Genomic DNA, 17,795 nt, shown 5'->3' on the forward strand with positions numbered 1-17,795 from the left:
GTCTCCATCCCTTGTTCGATGGCACGGCTCTGCCGCGCCCTCACCTTCGCTGCCGATCGTTCCACATAATAGTTGCTTTGGCAACGATAGATTTCATCGGATTCGACGGCTGCCGTGCAATGCCTCCACTTTTATGGATCTGCGAAGCCGGCCGGAAATGTCGCGCTGCTATGGGTTGACGGGGCGATGTCGCGCCACGGCGCGAAAGGGATGCGGCGGAATGTTGGGGTTCATCTTCGGTTTCAATCTCCGCCTCGGGCGGCTGCACTATTTCCTCGCCTCGATCGGTCTCGTCGTCGTCACGCTCGCTCTCACCTTCGTCGTGGCCTTCGGCCTCGCGGCCGCGTTTCAACACACGTCGGCGTTGGCGATCACCGGGCCGGTCCTGGTGATGATCGGCCTGTTCCTGATCGCGAACCTGATGCTGCAGGCGATGCGCTTCCGCGACATCGGCTGGGATCCGGTCTGTGTCATCCCGGCTTGGATCGCCGTCATGGCGCTGGACTACGTCATTGCCACCCGGTTTCCGGACTATGCAGCGACGTCGTCGCACGCCGGCACGTGGCCCGGGGCGCTGATCAATCTCGGCTTGACCGTCGCATTGCTGTTCTTTCCCAGCAGCGCCGGCGATACGTCGTCATCGGGCGGAACTCTGATCAGCCGGACGCCGGCTCCGGCCCGAGGCTCCCGCAGCCCCGCCTCGGCCAGCGAGGCACGGCTGGCGCGCATCACCGGCGGCGATGCCGGGCGGCGCGGCTACTGATCGCTCAGCAGCAATGTGATAGGCTGATCAAAATATAGGCAGATCGCCTGCTTTACAGGACGCGCGCGGCCGTCGCCCGCGCAGACAGTCGCCTAAAGCGCTGAAACGGAACGTTTTTCCAAAGCAGCCTTGCTGAGCGCAATGTACACAATGGCACGCCGCTTGCTACCATCGCAGCCTGATCTGTGGTTGCGGGAGCATAGGAAAATGGCAAGCCAGACCTTGAGCGCAATCCACACGCGAGGCGCCGCGTGACCGAGACCGTCGCCGAGATCGTTGCCGCCCACCGCGCCGGCCTGATGACGCCGAAAGACACGGTCGCGCGTACGTTCGATCGCATCCGCGCGCACAATGACCCGGCCATCTTCATCAGCCTGCGTGACGAGAAGGCGGTTCTCGCAGAGGCAGAGGCCCTTGCGGGCAAGGACGCCGCGGCGCTGCCGCTCTACGGCGTGCCGGTCCCGGTCAAGGACAACATCGACGTCGCCGGCCTGCAGACCACGGCCGCCTGCCCCGCTTTCGCCTACACGCCCGCGCGCGATGCCACGGCGGTGGCGCGGCTGCGCGCGGCCGGCGCCATCATCATCGGCAAGACCAATCTCGACCAGTTCGCCACCGGCCTGGTCGGCGTGCGCTCGCCCTATGGTATTCCCAAGAACCCGGTCCGCGCCGATCTCGTGCCCGGCGGATCCAGTTCCGGCTCCGCCGTCGCGGTCTCGGCAGGACTGGTGCCGCTGTCGCTCGGGACCGACACCGCGGGCTCCGGCCGCGTGCCGGCGATGCTCAACAACATCGTCGGGCTGAAGCCGAGCCTCGGCATGATCTCGACCGCAGGGCTGGTGCCGGCCTGCCGCACGCTCGACTGCATCTCGGTGTTTTCGCTGACGGTCGACGATGCGGTCACGGCGCTCTCGGTGATGGCCGCGCCCGATCCGCTCGACCCGTTCTCGCGCGACCGGCCGGTGGCGGCCGTGATGTCCTTCCCGAAGCAAGTGAAGCTCGGTGTCCCCCGTCCTGGGCAACTGATCTTCTTCGGCGACAAGGCGGCGGAAGCCGCCTATGGCGCGGCCGTCGCGCGGTTCGCGGCGCTCGGCGCCGAGCTCGTGGAGTTCGACCTCGAGCCGTTCTACGAGACCGCACGGCTGCTCTATGAAGGCCCGTGGGTGGCCGAGCGCTATCTCGTGATCCGCGATCTCTTGGCCTCCGACCCCGACGCGATCCATCCGGTCACGCGCGAGATCACCATTGGCGGCGCGCGCGGCAGTGCGGCCGAGACGTTCGCTGCGCTGTATCGCTTGCAGGCGCTGCGCAAGGTGGCCGAGCGCACCTTCGCCGATGTCGATGCGCTGGTGCTGCCGACGGCGCCGACCGCCTACACGACCGCGGAGGTGCTCGCCGATCCGATCCTGCTCAACAGCCGGCTCGGCACCTACACCAACTTCGTCAACCTGCTCGACCTGTGCGGACTGGCGGTGCCGGCCGCGATGCGCGGCGACGGCATTCCGTTCGGCATCACGCTGCTGGCACCAGCCGGCCGCGATGCCGCGCTCGCCAGCCTCGGCCGCGCCTTCCACGCCGACACCGCGCTGCCGGTCGGCGCGAAATCGATCCCGCAACCGCCGCTCGCACCCGTGTCACTGTCACGGCATGGCGACGAGATCGCGATCGTCGTGGTCGGCGCGCATCTCTCCGGCATGGCGCTCAATCACGAGCTGACCAGCCTCGGCGGCCGCCTGCTGGAGGCGACGTCGACCGCGCCGGACTACAAGCTCTATGCGCTGTCGACCACGCCGCCCAAGCCCGGCATGATCAGGATCGAGCCGGGGCACGGCACCGCCATGGCGGTCGAGCTCTGGGCCTTGTCGGCCGCAAGCTTCGGCAAGTTCGTCAACCTGATTCCGCCGCCGCTCTCGATCGGCACCATCCGGCTGGCCGACGGCCGCACCGCCAAGGGCTTCCTCGTCGAGCCCGCAGCCCTCGACGGCGCCCGCGATATCTCGGAGTTCGGCGGCTGGCGGGCGTATATGGCGCGGAAGAGCTGATCATTTTCGTCATTGCGAGCGCAGCGAAGCAATCCAGGGCTCAGCAAGGACTCTGGATTGCTTCGCTGCGCTCGCAATGACGGCAACCTACACCGACACCGCGTAGATCTCATATTCGCCACGCACCAGTTCGATGTGGGCGCGCATCGCGTTCGCAGCGCCGGCCTTGTCGCCGCGCAGGATGGCGACGACGACGCGGTCGTGCTCGGCATGCGACTTGGCGAGACGGCCGAGATTGCGGAACTGGGCGCGGCGGAACGGCTGTACGCGCACCCGGGTCGCCAAAGTGATCTCGGCGATGTAGGCGTTGTGCGCACCGGCATAGATCGCGTTGTGGAAGCGCTCGTTGACCTCGTGGAAGCGCTCGGGATTGCCGGCGTGGCTGAGATTGCGCAGCTCCTCATGGATCGCCTCGAGCCGCTGCCGCTCGACCGGCGTCATGCGCTGCGCCGCGAGCCCCGCGCACAGGCCTTCGAGCTCCGCCATGGCCTCGAACATGCCGGTGAGCCGGTCGATCGACGGACGCGCCACCACGGCACCGCGATGCGCGCGCGCCTCGATCAGTCCTGAGGCCGCGAGCTGGCGCAGCGCCTCGCGCACCGGCGTCCGCGATACGTTGAACCGCTTGGCGATCTCGGTCTCGTCCAGCGGCGCGCCGGGCGCCAATGCGCCGCGCACGATGTCGTCGGCGAGCTGCAGGCGCAGCTCCTCCGCGCGGGTGATCTTGGCGACGGCCGGCGGCGCACGCTCCGTGCGCGGCAGAGCGGAATCGCGAACGAGCCGCGGCTGCGTGCGCGGCGGAAGATCGTCCAGGCTCATGCTCAGCCGCCTTTTGCTTCGTCGATGATGCTGACATGGGCGGCCACGATCCGCCATCCCTCCGGAAACCGGATCCAGGTCTGCATCTGGCGCCCGACCTTGCCGGGCGCGGTGTCGCGATAGAACAGGGTCGAGGCGACGGCGGCGTCGCGGCCATAGGTCGAGATCACCGTGCGCGCCGTGCGCCGCATCAGGCCGGCTGGCGAGCGGGCGGCGCGAAAGGCCGCAATCTCGCTGTAGCCGTAGAGGTTCTCGCCGATGCCATAGCGCAGCGTGCGGGAGTCCTGTCGGAACAGTTCGTCGAGCACGGTTACATCGTTGCTGACCAGCGCCTGTTCATAGCGCTGGAACTGCGCGGTGACTTCAGCAACGACGTCAGGCAGATCGACTTCCATTCTCCAGGACTCCTCTCGGGGCCGGCGCAGCGGCGACACCAAGCTGTTGCAAGGCGTGGGCCACACGCACTGCGATATGTTCGCACCAAGGCGCCGCAATGATCTGCACGCCGATGGGCATCGGCTCGAGCGGAATCGGCACCGCAACAACCGGCAGTCCGATGAACGAGATCGGCTGGGTATGAATGCCGATATTCGCGCGCACCGGCAGCTCGACGCCATCGAGCACGAAGGTCGCCTGCCCGAGCTTCGGCGCAATGCACGGCGTCGCAGGCGCGATCAGCACGTCCACGGACTTGAAAAGGTCGAGCACCCGGGCGCGATACCAGCGCCGGAATTTTTGCGCGCGGTCGACCATCGGTGCCGGAATCATTGCGCCCGCAATCAGACGATCGCGCACCGCGGGATCGAAATCGTTCGGCCGCGTGCGCAAGCGGTCGAGATGCAGCGAGGCGCCTTCCGTGGTGCTGATGACGTAGGCGGCCGCGCGGGCGCGCGCAGCTTCGGGCACTTCGACGACCTCAGTCACCTTCAGCGCCGCGGCGACACGGCTGACGGCCTCAGTCGCTTCGGGAAACAGATGCTTCTGAAAATGACCGCCGGCGATGGCGATGCGCAGATCGCCGAGCCCCTGCGACAACAGCGCGGAGACTGGCTCGGGCGCGCGCGCCGTGCAGGCCGCGTCATCGGGATCAGGCCCCTGCATCGCATCATAGGCGAGCGCGAGATCCTCGACCGAGCGCGCGAACGGGCCGAGGTGATCGAGGCTCGCCACGAAGGGAAACGAGCGCGCGCGCGACAGTCGGCCATAGGTCGGCTTCAGACCGAAGATGCCGCAGAACGACGACGGCACACGGATCGAGCCGTTGGTGTCGGAGCCGAGCGCGATCGGCACCAGGCCGCCGCCGACGGCGCTGCCCGAACCGCCGGACGAACCGCCGCTCATCCGCGTCGGATCGTGCGGATTGCGCGACGGGCCGTCGTGAACGTTCTCGCCGGTGAAGTCATAGGCGTATTCGCCCATGTTGAGCGCGCCGACGAGCACGGCGCCGGCGGCATCCATCCGCTCGATCAGTGTCGCGTCACGCGCCGCCGCCGGACGATCGCGATTGATCTTCGAGCCGGCGCGGGTCGGCAGTCCCGCGATGTCGAACAGATTCTTCACCGCGTACGGCACGCCGGCGAGCGGGCCGACGGGTTTGCCCGCCGCAATCGCCGCGTCGACCTCCCGCGCCTTGGCGCGGGCGCGCTCGGCGGTGACATCGGTGAAGGCGTTCAGCACGCCGTTGCGGCGTGCGATGCAGGCAAGGGTCGCTTCGGTCGCTTCCACGGCGGAAAGCTTGCCGGCCTTCACCGCGGCAGCGATGGCACTCGCGGACATCTCGGTCGAATCAAGCGGTGAAGACACTGGCGGGCTCGGTTTCATCAGGCAGGGAGAATTCGTCGACCAGCTTCGCCATGCGCAGCGAGACCTCGAGATTGGCCCGGATCGCCGGCCGCCAGGCGTCCTCGATCGGCAGCGCGAGCGCGCGCCCGACCGCGTCGATGTAGTCGTCCGAAGAACCGTTCGAAGCTTCGGCCATCAGCCTCTCCCTCAAGCTCGCATTCAATGCGCCGGCAGCGGCGGGTGCGGAATCGCCGTCAGCAGCTCGCGCGTATAGGCATCCTGCGGATCACCTAGCACACGCTCGGAGGTGCCCTGCTCGACGATTCGGCCCGACCGCATCACGATCACACGATCGCACAACAACCGCACCACATTCAAATCATGGGAGACGAACAGATAGCTCATGCCGAGCTGCTGCTTGAGATCCTGCAGCAGATTGAGCACGACCGCCTGCACGGAGACGTCGAGCGCCGCAGTCGGCTCGTCGAGGATGACCAGCTTTGGGTGCAGCGCAATCGCACGGGCGATGCCGACGCGCGCCTTCTGGCCGCCCGACAGTTGGTGCGGAAAGCGGTCGAGCAGGTTCAGCGGCAGGCCAACCATCGTCGCGAGCTCCTCGCAGCGCGCACGGAGCGCTTTGCGCCCCTTGATCTCGCCGAGCTGCAGGATCGGATCGGCGATGGCCCGCGCTGCCGTAAAGCGGGGGTTGAGGCTGTCGGTGGGATCCTGGAACACCATCTGGATGTGGCTGCGCAGCGGCAGCCGCGCGAACGCTTGCGGCAGGATGTTGCCGATCTCCTCGCCGTCGAAGCTGATACGGCCGGAGGTCTGGTCGAGCAGCCGCATCACCATCATCGACGTGGTCGACTTGCCGCAGCCGGACTCGCCGACCAGGCCGACGCTCTCGCCATGACCGACGGTGAAGCTGATGCCGTCCACGGCGCGAAACATCTCAGGCTCGATCGCCGGCTTGCGGCCGAACAGTTTTGACAACGTCGCCGAGGCGCCCTGGCGCGGATATTCCTTGACGAGCTTGTCGACGAGGAGGAGTGGGCGCGACGTCCCCGATTTCCGCTCGTCGCCCCCGGGCTCGACCCGGGGGTCCATCACCTTGAACGACTCTTGCGAAGCGAGATGGATGGCCGGGTCAAGCCCGGCCATGACGGACGGTGCGTGAGACGACGCTGACGCCTCCTCCTCCGGCAGCAGCTCCCGCAAGGACACACCGAGCCGCGGTGTGGCGCGCATCAGCTTGCGTGTGTAGGGATGCTGCGGGTTGGCGAAGATGTCGGCGGCCTTGGCGGTCTCGACCACCCGGCCCTTCTCCATCACGACGACGCGGTCGCAATAGGCGGCGGCGAGACCGAGGTCATGCGTGATCAGGATCGTCGACATGCCGCGGCTTTTCGTCAGCTCGACGACGAGGTCCATCACCGCCTTCTGCGTCGTGACGTCGAGACCCGTCGTCGGCTCGTCGGCGATCAGGAGCTGCGGATTGCACGCGAGTGCCAGCGCGATGACGACGCGCTGGCACATGCCGCCCGACAATTCGAACGGATAGGCGTGATAGCGCTCCCGCGGGCGCGCGATCTTGACCTGCTCGAGCGCGGCGATCGCCTTCTCGGCGCGGTCGCTGGCAGCCGCCTGGGCGTGCTGCTTCAGCACGTCCTCGATCTGCTGGCCCACCTTGCGGATCGGATTCAGCGCCGCGCGCGGGTTCTGGAAGATCATCGAGATTTCGCGCCCGCGCAGATCGCGCATCGCACTCTCGTCCGCCGATTTGACGTCGACGCCGGAGAACATCACCGAGCCCTCGGCGATGCGGCCGGCCCGGTCGAGAATGCGCATGACGGCGTAGGACGTCACCGACTTGCCCGAACCGGATTCGCCGACGATCGCCAGCGTCTCGCCTTTGGCCACCGAGATGTCGACATGCTGCACCGCCTTGACGATGCCGCGGCGCGTTGAGAATTCGACCGTGAGATCGTGGACGTCGAGCAGCGGCTGGGCGGTCATCGATGCCTCCACTCTTCCCGCTCGTCATGCGCGGGCCTGACCCGCGCATCCATCGAGCCAAGGAAGGGCTGTCCGAAGGGATGGATTGCCGGGTCAAGCCCGGCAATGACGGGGTGTGGGTGTGGCGCGCCCATCGCCTCAAGTCCTGCGCTGCGGATCGACGATGTCGCGCAGGCCGTCGCCGAGCAGGTTGAAGCAGAACACTGCGATCATCAGCGCGAGGCCGGGAAACAGCGCGATCCACCATTCGCCGGACACCATGAACGACGCACCTTCGGCGACCATGATGCCCCATTCCGCGGTCGGCGGCCGCACGCCGAGGCCGATGAAGGACAGGCCGGCGGCATTGAGGATCGCGTAGCCCATGGTCAGCGACATCTGCACGATCATGATCGGCATGATGTTGGGCAGGATGTGGCCGAGCAGGATGCGCAGCTCGCTGTTGCCCGACAGCCGCGCCGCCTGCACGAAGCCGGCATTGCGGCGGACATTGGCCTCGGCGCGCGCGACGCGGGCGTAGAGCGGAAAGTTCACGATCGCTGTGGCGATGATGATGTTCTGCACGGTGTTGCCGAGCGCGGCGACGATGCCCATCGCCAGCACGAACAGCGGAAACGCCATGATCGTATCGGCGATGCGGCCGACGATGCGATCGGTCCCGCCGCCGAAGAAGCCGGCGGCGACGCCGGCAAGGCCACCCATGAAGAACACCAGCGCCACGGAGGCGATGGCGATGAACGTATCCAGCCGGGTCGCGACCACGACACGGCTGAAGATGTCGCGGCCGAGCTGATCGGTGCCGAACCAGTGCGCGGCCGAGGGCGGCTTCAGCGCCGCGGCGGTGTCGCTGGCGAGCGGGTCATAGGGCACGATCCACGGCCCGAAGATCGCTGCGAACAGGATCACGACGAGAAGCCCGAAGGCAAAGCCGGTGACCTTGTTCTCGGCGAGCACGTAGCGCGTGTGCCCGATCAGGGCCATGACCCCAGATGTGCGGGCCGATACGGCGGCAGGTTCGAGGGTCGGCGCGACAGTGCTCATCCTTCCAGCCTCACTCGGGGATCGATGACGCCATAGAGAATGTCGATGACGAGGTTCAGGACCACGTACATGACCGCCATGGTCAGCACGAAGCCCTGCACCGGCGCGAAGTCGGAGGCGATCAGCGCCTCCACCGCATAGGAGCCGATGCCCGGCCAGGCGAACACCTTCTCCACCAGCACGTTGGCGCCGAGCAGGAAGGAGAACACCATCGACAGCGTGGTGATGACCGGCAGCATCGCGTTACGGAACGCGTAGGTGACGGTGACGGTCGACGGCGACAGGCCGGAAGCGCGCGCGGTGCGCACGAACTCCGACGACAGCACCGACAACATCGAGGCCCGGGTCATGCGTGCGATCGGCGCCAGCGAAAAGATCGCCAAGGTCGCAGCCGGCAGGATCAGCTGGCTCACCGCCGAGCGGAACGCCTCGCCGTCCCGTGCGATCAGCGTGTCGATGAGATAGAAGCCGGTCACGGTGTTCGGCGCGCTGTAGAACACGTCGAGCCGGCCGAGCGGCGCCGGCGACCAGCCGAGCTGGAAGTAGAACACATAGACGAGCACGAGCCCGGTGAAGAACACCGGCAGCGAGACGCCGGCCGTGGTGACGACGCGACACGTATGGTCGATCCATGAGCCCGGCCGGGTCGCTGCGAGCACGCCGAGCGGCAGCGCGATCGCGACCGACACCAGCAGGCCGAGCAAGGTGAGCTCGGCGGAAGCGGGCAATCGGTTGCGGATCTCGGTCGCGACCGGCTGGCCCGTCGTCAGCGAGCTGCCGAGATCACCATGGGCGAGATCGACGGTGTAGCGGAAGAACTGCTCGACTAGCGGCTTGTCGAAGCCGAGCTTCTTGCGGATCTGCTCGACGGCTTCCTTGGTGGCCGCGGGGCCGGCGAAATACGCCGCGGGATCACCTGGCAGCGCGCGGGTGAGCAGGAAGGTGACGATCACCACACCGATCAGCGAAGGAATAGCGAAGGCGAGACGCTTGGCGATGAGGCTCAGCATGGCCAGCGCCTCTCCGGAATTGCCACAGCTCCCGAGGCAGTAAGTGGTGTGCTCCCTCCCCCCTTGTGGGGGAGGGCTGGGGAGGGGGGTGAGCCGAGAAGGCGGTCCCCGTGGCTACCCCCCTCCCCGCCCCTCCCCCACAAGGGGGGAGGGAGTGAGAGAGCACGGGTCACGTGCCCAAAGCAGCTCATGCCGCTCATCCCTTCACCAGCGCGCGATAGTCGAGCCTGCGATGGAACCAGTACTGATAGCCGGAGATGTTCTTCTGCATCGCGACGTTGACGAACGGCTGGTACAGCGGGATGCGCGGCACCTCGGCGAAGGCGAGGTCGACGAAGCCCTTGACGTCGGCGTCGTAGGCCGCCTTGTCGCCGGTTGCGGCGGCGTCGCGGGCGCCATTGATGAGCTTGTCCATCTCCAGCGACTTGTAGCTCATCGTGTTGAACACGGAATTGTTGCCGTGATAGCACCAGTAGAAGAAGTACTCGGGATAATCGAGCCAGCCCGAGAAGATGTTGGTGAAGAGCGGCATCTCCTTCTTGTTCAGCTCGGTGCGCCAGTTGGCGCCGGGCACCTTGTTGATCGTGGTCTTGATGCCGAGCTGGGCGAGGCTCTCCTGGACCAGCACGCAGAGCGGCTCGTTCACCTGCGCAAAATTAAGATCGAACGAGATCGTCGTCTCGAAGCCGTTGGCGTAGCCGGCCTCGGCCAGCAGCGCCTTGGCTTTCTCCATGTCGGTGACGTATTTCGTCGGCTGCGGCCAGGCCACTTCGGTCGCCTTGTCGGGCGCGGCGCCGAACATCGGATTGGCGAGCCCGAACATCACGGCGTCGATGATCTTCTGATACGGCATCGCATAGGCGAGCGCCTGGCGCACCTTGGGATTGTCGAACGGCGGCTTGGTCACGTTCATGCCGATGTACTGGATGCCGTTCGAGATCGGCAGAGAGATCACGGTGTGCTTGCCGTTCGACTTCATCTCCTGGAAGTCCTTGTTCGGCAGCTCATAGGAGATGTCGGCATCGCCGCGCTCGAGCAGCGCCCGACGATTGCCGGCCTGCGGCACCATGCGCCAGATCACGCGCTTGATCTTCGGCAGCGGACCGCACACCCAGTCGTCATTGCGTTCCATGATCACTTCGGTGCCGGCGGTCCATTTCGTCACCTTGTAGGCGCCGGAGCCCGCGGTCTGCTGCTTGGTATATTCGAGGCCCCAAGGATCCTTGTCGGTGGCGTTCTTCTTGACCAGTTCGGAGTTGACGACGCAGGGCACGATGACGGCGAGGTCGGGGATCGTCAGCCGGTCCTTCTTCAGGAAGTCGACACGCACGGTGTAGTCATCGACGATGACGAACTGCTCGGGCTTGGTCAGCGAGCCCGCGCTCATCTGGAAGGTCGGGAAGCCGCCGACGCTGACGGCACGATCGAGCGACCACTTCACGTCCTTGGCGGTGACCGGCGTGCCATCGTGGAATTTGGCGTTCTTGCGCAGCTTGAAGATGGCCGACATGTCGCCGATCGTCATGTCCTCGGCGAGCTCTGGCTTGAACTTGTCGCGATCGTAATACGGCACGCCGCCAGGACCGCTTTTCATCTCGTGGCCGATCAGCCGGTCGTAGCAGTTCCAGGAGACCTCGTAGCCCGGCACGTTGGTGCCGATGCCATGGATGTCGAGATTGTTCGGCCCGCCCTCGGACACGATGAGCAACGTCTCGGACCGCGCATCGGCCTTGGCGGAGGACATCACCGCCGGCGCCATCGGCAGCGCGGCACCTGCGGCAAGACCAGACACCGACTTCAGAAAATCGCGACGCTTCATCAAATGCTCCCACGGACTACGACCGGCGAGAGCAGATTTCGCAAGCTTCGTGCCAAGCTCGCGCGAAAATCAAGCCGTTGAATAAATTGGCTTTTCCAACGAACCTGAAAGCGCGGCCCAGGCGAATTGCATACAAATATCGAGTTTTGATTACGTTGTAGGCACTCGGCGCAGGCTGCCCGTATGGCCAGCACGGCTACTGGCAGAAGTCCTCGTTGTTGATGCGCTGGCAACGCGGGCCCGCCGCGATCCTCTGACGCGCGCATCCCTCCTTGGCGTCGATCTTTCTCAAGGCTCGAAGTGCGGCCATGGTCGGCCGGTACCAGAGATAGTGCTCGTCGGTCAGCAGCGAGGCCCGTCTCAGACCCCCGACCGTCGATGGGTCGAACGATCCGCTCAGCGGTCCGCCGAGACAGCCGAGCCGGGCCAGTTCGTCCTGAAGCCGGGAAATCAGCTCACGCCCGTCGAAGCTTGGCCCCGCGCTGTCCAGCACCACGGCTTCGCGCAATCGCGATGCCGACGCGCGCGCCTCGGCGGCTTCGGGCGCGTCTGGAAACAGCGACGCGACCAGATCGAACGCCTCTGGCGTTCGGACTTGGCGCGCTCGCGCCAGCACCTCGGCGGCACGCGAGGCGTCCGGCGGCTTGCGCTCGACTGCGGCGGCCCGACGCTGCTCTAGGATGCTTCGCGCGCGCGCGGCCTCCTCGCTGTCGGGAAAGCGGTCGACCAGCAGCTCGAACAGCGCGAGGTTGTCCGTCTCGGTCGCAGCCGCGAGCAGCTGGGTGGCCTGGCTTGGCGGCGGCGCCGGCGGCACGAAGTAGAAATCCGTCTCGATCGATGTGGATTCCCAAGGGATCTGCTGCTCGGCGGTCGCCAGCCGGACCTGGCGGCGGACGCTCTTGAAGACGTCCTCCAGCTTCTCGCCGGGCGCGCTCATCGCCTGCGCCAGCGCGAGCGTATAGGGGCTGTGGCCGTTGTCGCCGTCGAAAGCCGCCTTGCCGGAGCCGGTGGCGGACGCGATGAAGGCGCCATAGACCGCGCCCATCGGGGCCAGCCCGAGCAGGCCGTTGGCCGCCACCGCGCCCTCCGGAAACGGATTGTCCCGACACGCATCGAGGATCAGGATGTTGACGCGATTGCCGGCCGATGACAGCCGGTCCGCAATGCGCTTGACGCTCATGGCGTGACCGGCGAGATCCGCCTTGCGCTTGATGTCGGCGTCGACAGGGACAAGGTAGTTCAGCCCGTCGCTCTCCAGACCATGTCCGGCATAGTAGAACACCGACACGACGTCGGGGCCGCGCTGCTTGATGACCTGCGCGAACGCCTCAACATCTTCCCCCATCGCCTTCAGGTCGCGATTGGTCTTCAGCGTCACCTCGAAGCCGAGCTGCCGAAGCCGGTCGGCGATCAGGTCGGCGTCCTTGCCGGGATTTTCGAGCTGCCTAAGCCGCACGTAGTTGGCATTGCCGACGACGAGCGCCACGCGCGGCGCTGACGCAGGTACCATCTTCCTCTGAGCTTCAGCCGCGATAACTGGCGCGATCCCGTGCAAGATGAGCCCGAGCGCGAGTGCCGCGATGGACCAGACTGAGTGGCGGAAAAATCCTGTTCGCATGTCTGCATTATATCGAAGCCGCAACAGCCGGCCACCATCATCGAATTGACGGCAGACAGCACGTATGATCCGCTTCATGGCCTCCATTGCGCAGCGCCTGATGCCGCGACCTTATTTCATATTGCTGATGGGTTTCCTGCTGTGGAGCGCTCCGGCGACGGCCGAGGTTCTGAGCGGCCGCGAATTCCAGAACCTGCTGGCGGGCGGCCCCGAGGGCACCACCATCGTCTTTCGCGGCGGAACGGACAAACTGTACTTCTCGCCCACATTGAAGAACAGGCTGCGCGCGAGCCCTGAACTGGGACCCGATTTCATCAAGCAGAAGATCCTGCGCAGCACCGTCGCCGAAGGCGTCTTCGTCAGCGCATCGATCGAGAATGGCAAGCCGCGCACGATCACCGGCATCGCCGGGATCGCCGCCGACAGCGACAGCGGACACGGCATTCTGACGTTGCTGCAGACCTTTCCCGACGACACCAGTCTCAAGGCGTTCGAGAAGCGCGACCGGCTGTATGCGGTGCTGATCGTCGAAGACGCGCCGGGCGGCGTTGTGTGTCGCAAATCACAGTGGGAGCGACTGTTTTCGGTCAAGGGAGAGCCAAAGATGACGACGGTGCCCTGCGACTTCCTAGTCGGCAACGCGATCACGCCATCGACGGCTCCGTGATAGCCGCAACAAGGGGGACGATATGACGACAGACGGTATTCGCCGCATGCCCGCCGTGCGGAAATCTCGACCTTGGCTGCTTGCCATGGCGCTGGCACTGTTTGCGCTGGTCGCCTTGCTGCCGTCGCGGCCGGCCATGGCTTCCGGAGCGCTGATCGCCGCCTCCAACGCAGCCATCGGCGAGCTCGGGGGCTGCAGTACCAAGAGGGGTCCTGATCTTTATAACTGCGTCGCCGACGTGCTCGATCGGCTGAACTCCCGCATCGCCCCGATCAACGTTCCGGAGACCAAGCGCGCGTTGCAGACGGCCGCCCAAGAGTTGCGTGCCGCGACCTCCAAGACGCTCGCCGTCTCGGCGATCGCACGCTGCCAGGCCGCGATATCCGCCATCATCCGCGGGCAGCGTGCAGCAGGTGGCGATGCAAAAGGCCTGACCGCGATCACTGGCGTGTTGTCGCGTGCGATGCAGCTGGTCCAGAGCAAGGGCTGAGCGACGCCAATCGTGACCAAGGTACGGGATGGCAGATACACTCGATCTCCAGAGGAAGAACACATGAAGGTTCGAGACCTGTTCGAGACGCCGTCGCAGAAGTCGGGCGGGCGATGGTGGCGCTGGCTGCCCGTCGCCATGCTGGCGATCTTCGTGCTGATGGGCCCATCACAAGTGCGGCCCGCGATGGCGTCGGCCGTTCTGAATGCTGCGGCGAGCAATGCCGCCGGCGGGCTCGGGATGTGCAGCAGCAAGACGGGCAAGGACCTCTACAACTGTGTCGCCGACGTGATCGACCGGATGGCTTCCAACATCGGCGCGGCCAACGTTCCGGAGACGCAACGCGCGTTGCAGACGGCCGCAGCCGGATTGCGCGCGGCCAGCTCCAAGGCGCAAGCCATCTCGGCGATCTCGCGCTGCCAGTCGGTGATATCGGGATACCTGAAGCAGGTCCGCGCGGCCGGCGGTCGCTACGTCACCGGATTGGGCGACACGGGCCTGACCTCGATATCCAGCGTGCTGTCGCGCGCGATCCAACTGGTCCAGAGCAAGGGCTGACGCAGCAGCGAGACAAGCATGTCTATCAACGAAAGATCGCACCGCCTGATCGTGATGGCGATGATCCTCGCTTTGCTGGGAGTGGGCCTGGTCGCCGGCACGCCGGCGCGCGCCGATGCCGGCATGGCGGCTGCCGCAGTGACCGCGAATGGCGGTCTTGCGGGCTGCGCCACCAACAGCGGCAAGGCGCTGTATGACTGCGTCGCCAACGTCCTGGACAAGCTCAGCAACGAGATCACCGCGCCGGGCGTGCCGGAGACGCGACGCGCGCTCAGCAATGCCGCAGCAAAGTTGCGGGTAGCCACGACCAAGGTGCAGGCCTTGTCCGCCGTCTCGCAGTGCCGGGCGCTGGTTGCGGGCGCGCTGGCCAAGGTTCGTGCGCTCGGAGGCGGCTACGTCTCCGGCTGGGGCGGCGGCGCCGGAGGAGGATCGGGCCTCGCCGCCGTGGCCGACGTGCTCGCGCGCGCCGCCAAGCTGATCCAAACCAAGGGCTGAGCCGCGCCGCTCAATCGGGCCAGATCAGCGCCTGCAGCTCATCGAAGTCGCGTACCTTGGACGCCCAATCCGGGATGCAGATGTGCCGGAGCGGATCGCTGTGCTGGTGCAACAGCATCAGCACGAGCAGCCGTCGCTTGAGCTGCCAGGTGATGCCCGCCGGCGGGACGCCATAGCCTTCGAACAGGGCGCGCACGCGTCCCGGATGGCCGGCGGCCATGAAGGCGCTCGGTCCCAGCAGGTCGTATTCGCCGAACCCGGTCATGACGTCGCCGAAGTCGAACAGCCCGCTCACGCGCCAGCCCTCGCTGCCGCGGGCGATCAGGAAGTTCTCCGGAATGTATTCGCCGGTCAGGATGACCGGATGCGGATCACGCGGCAGCAGGACGATCGCTTCCTGCAAGAGATCATCGAGTTGCGCCAGCAGCGGCGACGGCAGGCCGAGCCGCTGATGGCGATCACGACACCCAGCGACCTGCGCCTGCATGAAGTCGGACCAGCTCGGACCAAGCTCCATCAGCTGCCCGGGCGGGACTCGCTGCACGTCGGCGATCACGCGGCCGATCCGTCGGAGCAGGTCCTGCTTGCCCGGCTCCGCGAGACGCGGCCAGACGTCGGATGCCGGAACGCCGTCGAGCCGTGTCATGATCAGATAGGACCAGCCGTCGCGCTCGCCCTCGTGCAGCAATTCGGGCGTGGCAACGTCGGCCAGGCGCCCAAAAATCAGGCGCAGCGACGCCCGCTCGGACAGGAATTGTCGGCGAAGAAAGGCCGGGAAGATCTTCAGGATCGCACCGTCGCCGAGCGTTGCGACCAGATTGGTGCCGGCCGCAAACGGCACGAGCGGCGCTGCGCCATAGTCATGGTCACTGACGATGCTGGACGCCACCGGCAGCCAACGCGCCGCATCGGCACGCAGGCGCCGCAACTGCTCGGCATCCGCGACGCGAGGCAATCCCACCATCAACGGTCCGGGCTCGCGCGCTCGAACTGGCGCAGCAGGCGGTTGCCGCGCTCGACGGCCGCGTCGAGGGCAGCCTGGGCCGGCTTGCGGCCGCTGAAGGCCTGCTCCATCTCGTCCTCGATGGCGTCGCGGATCAGCACGAACGAGCCGAGCCGCAGGCCGCGTGAATTCTGCGTCGGCGGATGCAAGGTCACCTGCTCGATGGAGATCGCCGCTCCAGGATTGCGGTCGTAGAAGCCTTGCATCCGGGTCAGATCGAACGCCGCCTGGGTGATCGGCAGATAGCCCGTGTTCTGGTGCCACGCGGCCTGGACCTCCGGCCGCGACAGATAGGCGAAGAACTTGGCGACGCCCTTGTATTCCGCGGCCGGTCGGTCGCGCAGCACCCACAGCGTCGCGCCGCCGATGATCGAATTCTGCGGCGCGCCCGCGACATCAGGCCAGTACGGCATCATGCCGTAGCCGATTTCGAACTTGGAGTTCGCCTTGATGTCGGCGCGGGTCGCTGATGAGCCGATGAAGATGCCGCACTCGCCCTTCTGGAAGCGCGGCTCGGCCGCCTGGCCGCGCCCGCCATAGTCGAAGACCTTGCTCTTCTGCCACTCCGCGAGCTGCGCGATGTGCCGCGTCACCTCGGAATTGTTGAAGCTCAGGGTGGCGTCCAGTCCGGCGAAACCGTTGTCGCGCGTCGCTATCGGGAGATTGTGGTACGCGGAGAAGTTCTCGATGTTGATCCATGACGGCCACGACGTCGTGAAGCCGCACACCATGCCGTGCTCACGCAACCGCTTGGCCATCTTGCCGAGTTCTGACCAGGTCTTCGGTGGCGCCTCGGGATCGAGCCCTGCCGCGCGGAACTGATCCTTGTTGTAGTACAGGATGGGCGTCGATGCATTGAACGGGAAGGACAGCATGTTGCCGTCGGCATCGGCATAATAACCGGTCACAGCCGGAAGATAGGCTGACGGCGAGAACGCCTCCTGCTCGTCACGCATCAGCTCGAACACGGGATAGATCGCACCCTTCGCCGCCGTCATCGTGGCCGTTGCGATCTCGTTCACCTGCACGATCGCCGGCTGATTCCGCGAGCGAAATGCGAAGATCGCAGCCGTGACGGTCTCAGTATACGTGCCCTTGTAGGTCGGCACGATGTGATAGTCGCCTTGCGAGCCGTTGAAGTCGGCGGCGAGCTTGTCCAGCTGCTTGCCCAGCTGGCCGGACATCGCGTGCCACCACATGATTTCGGTTGCGGCGTGCGCGGAGACCGTCCCGAGGCCACTGCAGAGAAGCAGGCCGATCCATACAATACGCCTGACCAATGTCACCGAAGCAGACTCCAGATCATGTCGTGGGACGTCAAGCACTGGCAGGTCATGCAACAAGCATGTTGGACGGGACTCGGCCGCAACCGGCCATCCCACCATCGACAACCAATGGCTGCAACAACTTTGCGGCGAACCATTGACGCGTATCGCCTTGGCGTCAAAATGGCCTTATAGCACCTGTTCATGGACGCTTTGAACCTTTTCGTCCTCAGGCCGACCTCATGACCAGGGGGAACATGTTGCCTGTGTACCGCGCCCGCCATTCGCGGATCCCGATCATCGACGTGACGCCGGTGCAGACCCAGGGCGCGGCGAGCGCGCGGCGGCGTGGGCCGGCTGTGCACGGACGTGGCGGCATACCGCGCCGTCGACACTGTTTGGCTGCA

Annotated in this window: 17 protein-coding genes; 6 read left to right on the top strand and 11 right to left on the bottom strand. The window is 66.0% G+C overall.

Annotation, left to right across the window (positions count from 1 at the left end; translation table 11 throughout):
* Positions 1-220 precede the first annotated feature (220 nt).
* Both ACQR1I_RS18990 and atzF read left to right on the top strand, forming a co-directional pair.
* The gene (locus ACQR1I_RS18990; protein WP_434866076.1) at positions 221-763 is read left to right on the top strand and encodes a DUF805 domain-containing protein; all 543 of its coding nucleotides are present in this window, start codon (positions 221-223) and stop codon (positions 761-763) included.
* A 251-nt stretch (positions 764-1,014) separates the two neighbouring features.
* Entirely contained in the window at positions 1,015-2,805 is a 1,791-nt protein-coding gene (gene atzF, locus ACQR1I_RS18995; RefSeq protein WP_434866077.1) for an allophanate hydrolase, read from the top strand.
* An 87-nt stretch (positions 2,806-2,892) separates the two neighbouring features.
* On the opposite strand, the gene ACQR1I_RS19000 is transcribed toward atzF, so the two are convergent.
* The 9 genes from ACQR1I_RS19000 to ACQR1I_RS19040 all read right to left on the bottom strand — a co-directional run bounded on the left by ACQR1I_RS19000 (position 2,893) and on the right by ACQR1I_RS19040 (position 12,802).
* On the bottom strand, positions 2,893-3,624 hold the full coding sequence (locus tag ACQR1I_RS19000; protein WP_434866078.1) for a GntR family transcriptional regulator: 732 nt from the start codon (positions 3,622-3,624) through the stop codon (positions 2,893-2,895).
* 2 nt (positions 3,625-3,626) lie between these two features.
* Positions 3,627-4,019, bottom strand: coding sequence for an oxalurate catabolism protein HpxZ (hpxZ, locus tag ACQR1I_RS19005; RefSeq protein WP_434866079.1), 393 nt, complete (start codon positions 4,017-4,019; stop codon positions 3,627-3,629).
* Positions 4,000-5,400, bottom strand: a complete 1,401-nt coding sequence (locus ACQR1I_RS19010; protein WP_434866080.1) for an AtzE family amidohydrolase — start codon at positions 5,398-5,400, stop codon at positions 4,000-4,002. Before ACQR1I_RS19010 ends, hpxZ begins: the two co-directional genes overlap by 20 nt.
* Positions 5,401-5,410: 10 nt before the next feature.
* Positions 5,411-5,602 carry a DUF4089 domain-containing protein gene (locus tag ACQR1I_RS19015; RefSeq protein ID WP_434866081.1) on the bottom strand — a complete coding sequence of 64 codons (192 nt, stop codon included), beginning with the start codon at positions 5,600-5,602 and terminating at the stop codon, positions 5,411-5,413.
* A gap of 23 nt (positions 5,603-5,625) precedes the next feature.
* A complete protein-coding gene (locus ACQR1I_RS19020; protein ID WP_434866082.1) occupies positions 5,626-7,422 on the bottom strand; it encodes a dipeptide ABC transporter ATP-binding protein in 1,797 nt (598 codons plus the stop codon).
* Between the two features lie 138 nt (positions 7,423-7,560).
* Positions 7,561-8,463 carry an ABC transporter permease gene (locus ACQR1I_RS19025; protein ID WP_434866083.1) on the bottom strand — a complete coding sequence of 301 codons (903 nt, stop codon included), beginning with the start codon at positions 8,461-8,463 and terminating at the stop codon, positions 7,561-7,563.
* Positions 8,460-9,473, bottom strand: coding sequence for an ABC transporter permease (locus tag ACQR1I_RS19030; protein ID WP_434866084.1), 1,014 nt, complete (start codon positions 9,471-9,473; stop codon positions 8,460-8,462). Before ACQR1I_RS19030 ends, ACQR1I_RS19025 begins: the two co-directional genes overlap by 4 nt.
* A gap of 196 nt (positions 9,474-9,669) precedes the next feature.
* Positions 9,670-11,292 (bottom strand): ABC transporter substrate-binding protein, encoded by a 1,623-nt coding sequence (locus tag ACQR1I_RS19035; protein ID WP_434866085.1) that lies wholly within the window; start codon positions 11,290-11,292, stop codon positions 9,670-9,672.
* Positions 11,293-11,488: 196 nt separating this feature from the next.
* On the bottom strand, positions 11,489-12,802 hold the full coding sequence (locus ACQR1I_RS19040; protein ID WP_434866086.1) for a caspase family protein: 1,314 nt from the start codon (positions 12,800-12,802) through the stop codon (positions 11,489-11,491).
* Between the two features lie 172 nt (positions 12,803-12,974).
* Between ACQR1I_RS19040 and ACQR1I_RS19045 the strand changes: the two genes are divergently transcribed.
* From ACQR1I_RS19045 to ACQR1I_RS19060, 4 genes are all read left to right on the top strand, one after another.
* Entirely contained in the window at positions 12,975-13,577 is a 603-nt protein-coding gene (locus ACQR1I_RS19045) for a hypothetical protein (RefSeq protein ID WP_434866087.1), read from the top strand.
* A gap of 85 nt (positions 13,578-13,662) precedes the next feature.
* Positions 13,663-14,067, top strand: a complete 405-nt coding sequence (locus tag ACQR1I_RS19050; RefSeq protein ID WP_434866088.1) for a hypothetical protein — start codon at positions 13,663-13,665, stop codon at positions 14,065-14,067.
* A 63-nt stretch (positions 14,068-14,130) separates the two neighbouring features.
* Entirely contained in the window at positions 14,131-14,625 is a 495-nt protein-coding gene (locus ACQR1I_RS19055; protein ID WP_434866089.1) for a hypothetical protein, read from the top strand.
* Positions 14,626-14,643: 18 nt separating this feature from the next.
* Positions 14,644-15,120 (top strand): hypothetical protein, encoded by a 477-nt coding sequence (locus ACQR1I_RS19060; RefSeq protein ID WP_434866090.1) that lies wholly within the window; start codon positions 14,644-14,646, stop codon positions 15,118-15,120.
* Between the two features lie 10 nt (positions 15,121-15,130).
* Here ACQR1I_RS19060 and ACQR1I_RS19065 read toward each other — a convergent pair whose 3' ends face one another.
* Together ACQR1I_RS19065 and ugpB are read right to left on the bottom strand one after the other, a co-directional pair.
* Positions 15,131-16,084: an aminoglycoside phosphotransferase family protein gene (locus ACQR1I_RS19065; RefSeq protein ID WP_434866091.1), complete on the bottom strand. Its 954-nt coding sequence runs from the start codon at positions 16,082-16,084 to the stop codon at positions 15,131-15,133.
* Complete coding sequence (gene ugpB / locus ACQR1I_RS19070; protein ID WP_434866628.1) at positions 16,084-17,391, bottom strand: sn-glycerol-3-phosphate ABC transporter substrate-binding protein UgpB; 1,308 nt, start codon at positions 17,389-17,391, stop codon at positions 16,084-16,086. Before ugpB ends, ACQR1I_RS19065 begins: the two co-directional genes overlap by 1 nt.
* Between the last annotated feature and the right edge of the window lie 404 nt (positions 17,392-17,795).

Source organism: Bradyrhizobium sp. HKCCYLS2038, from assembly GCF_051167655.1.
In the GTDB taxonomy this organism is placed as follows: domain Bacteria; phylum Pseudomonadota; class Alphaproteobacteria; order Rhizobiales; family Xanthobacteraceae; genus Bradyrhizobium.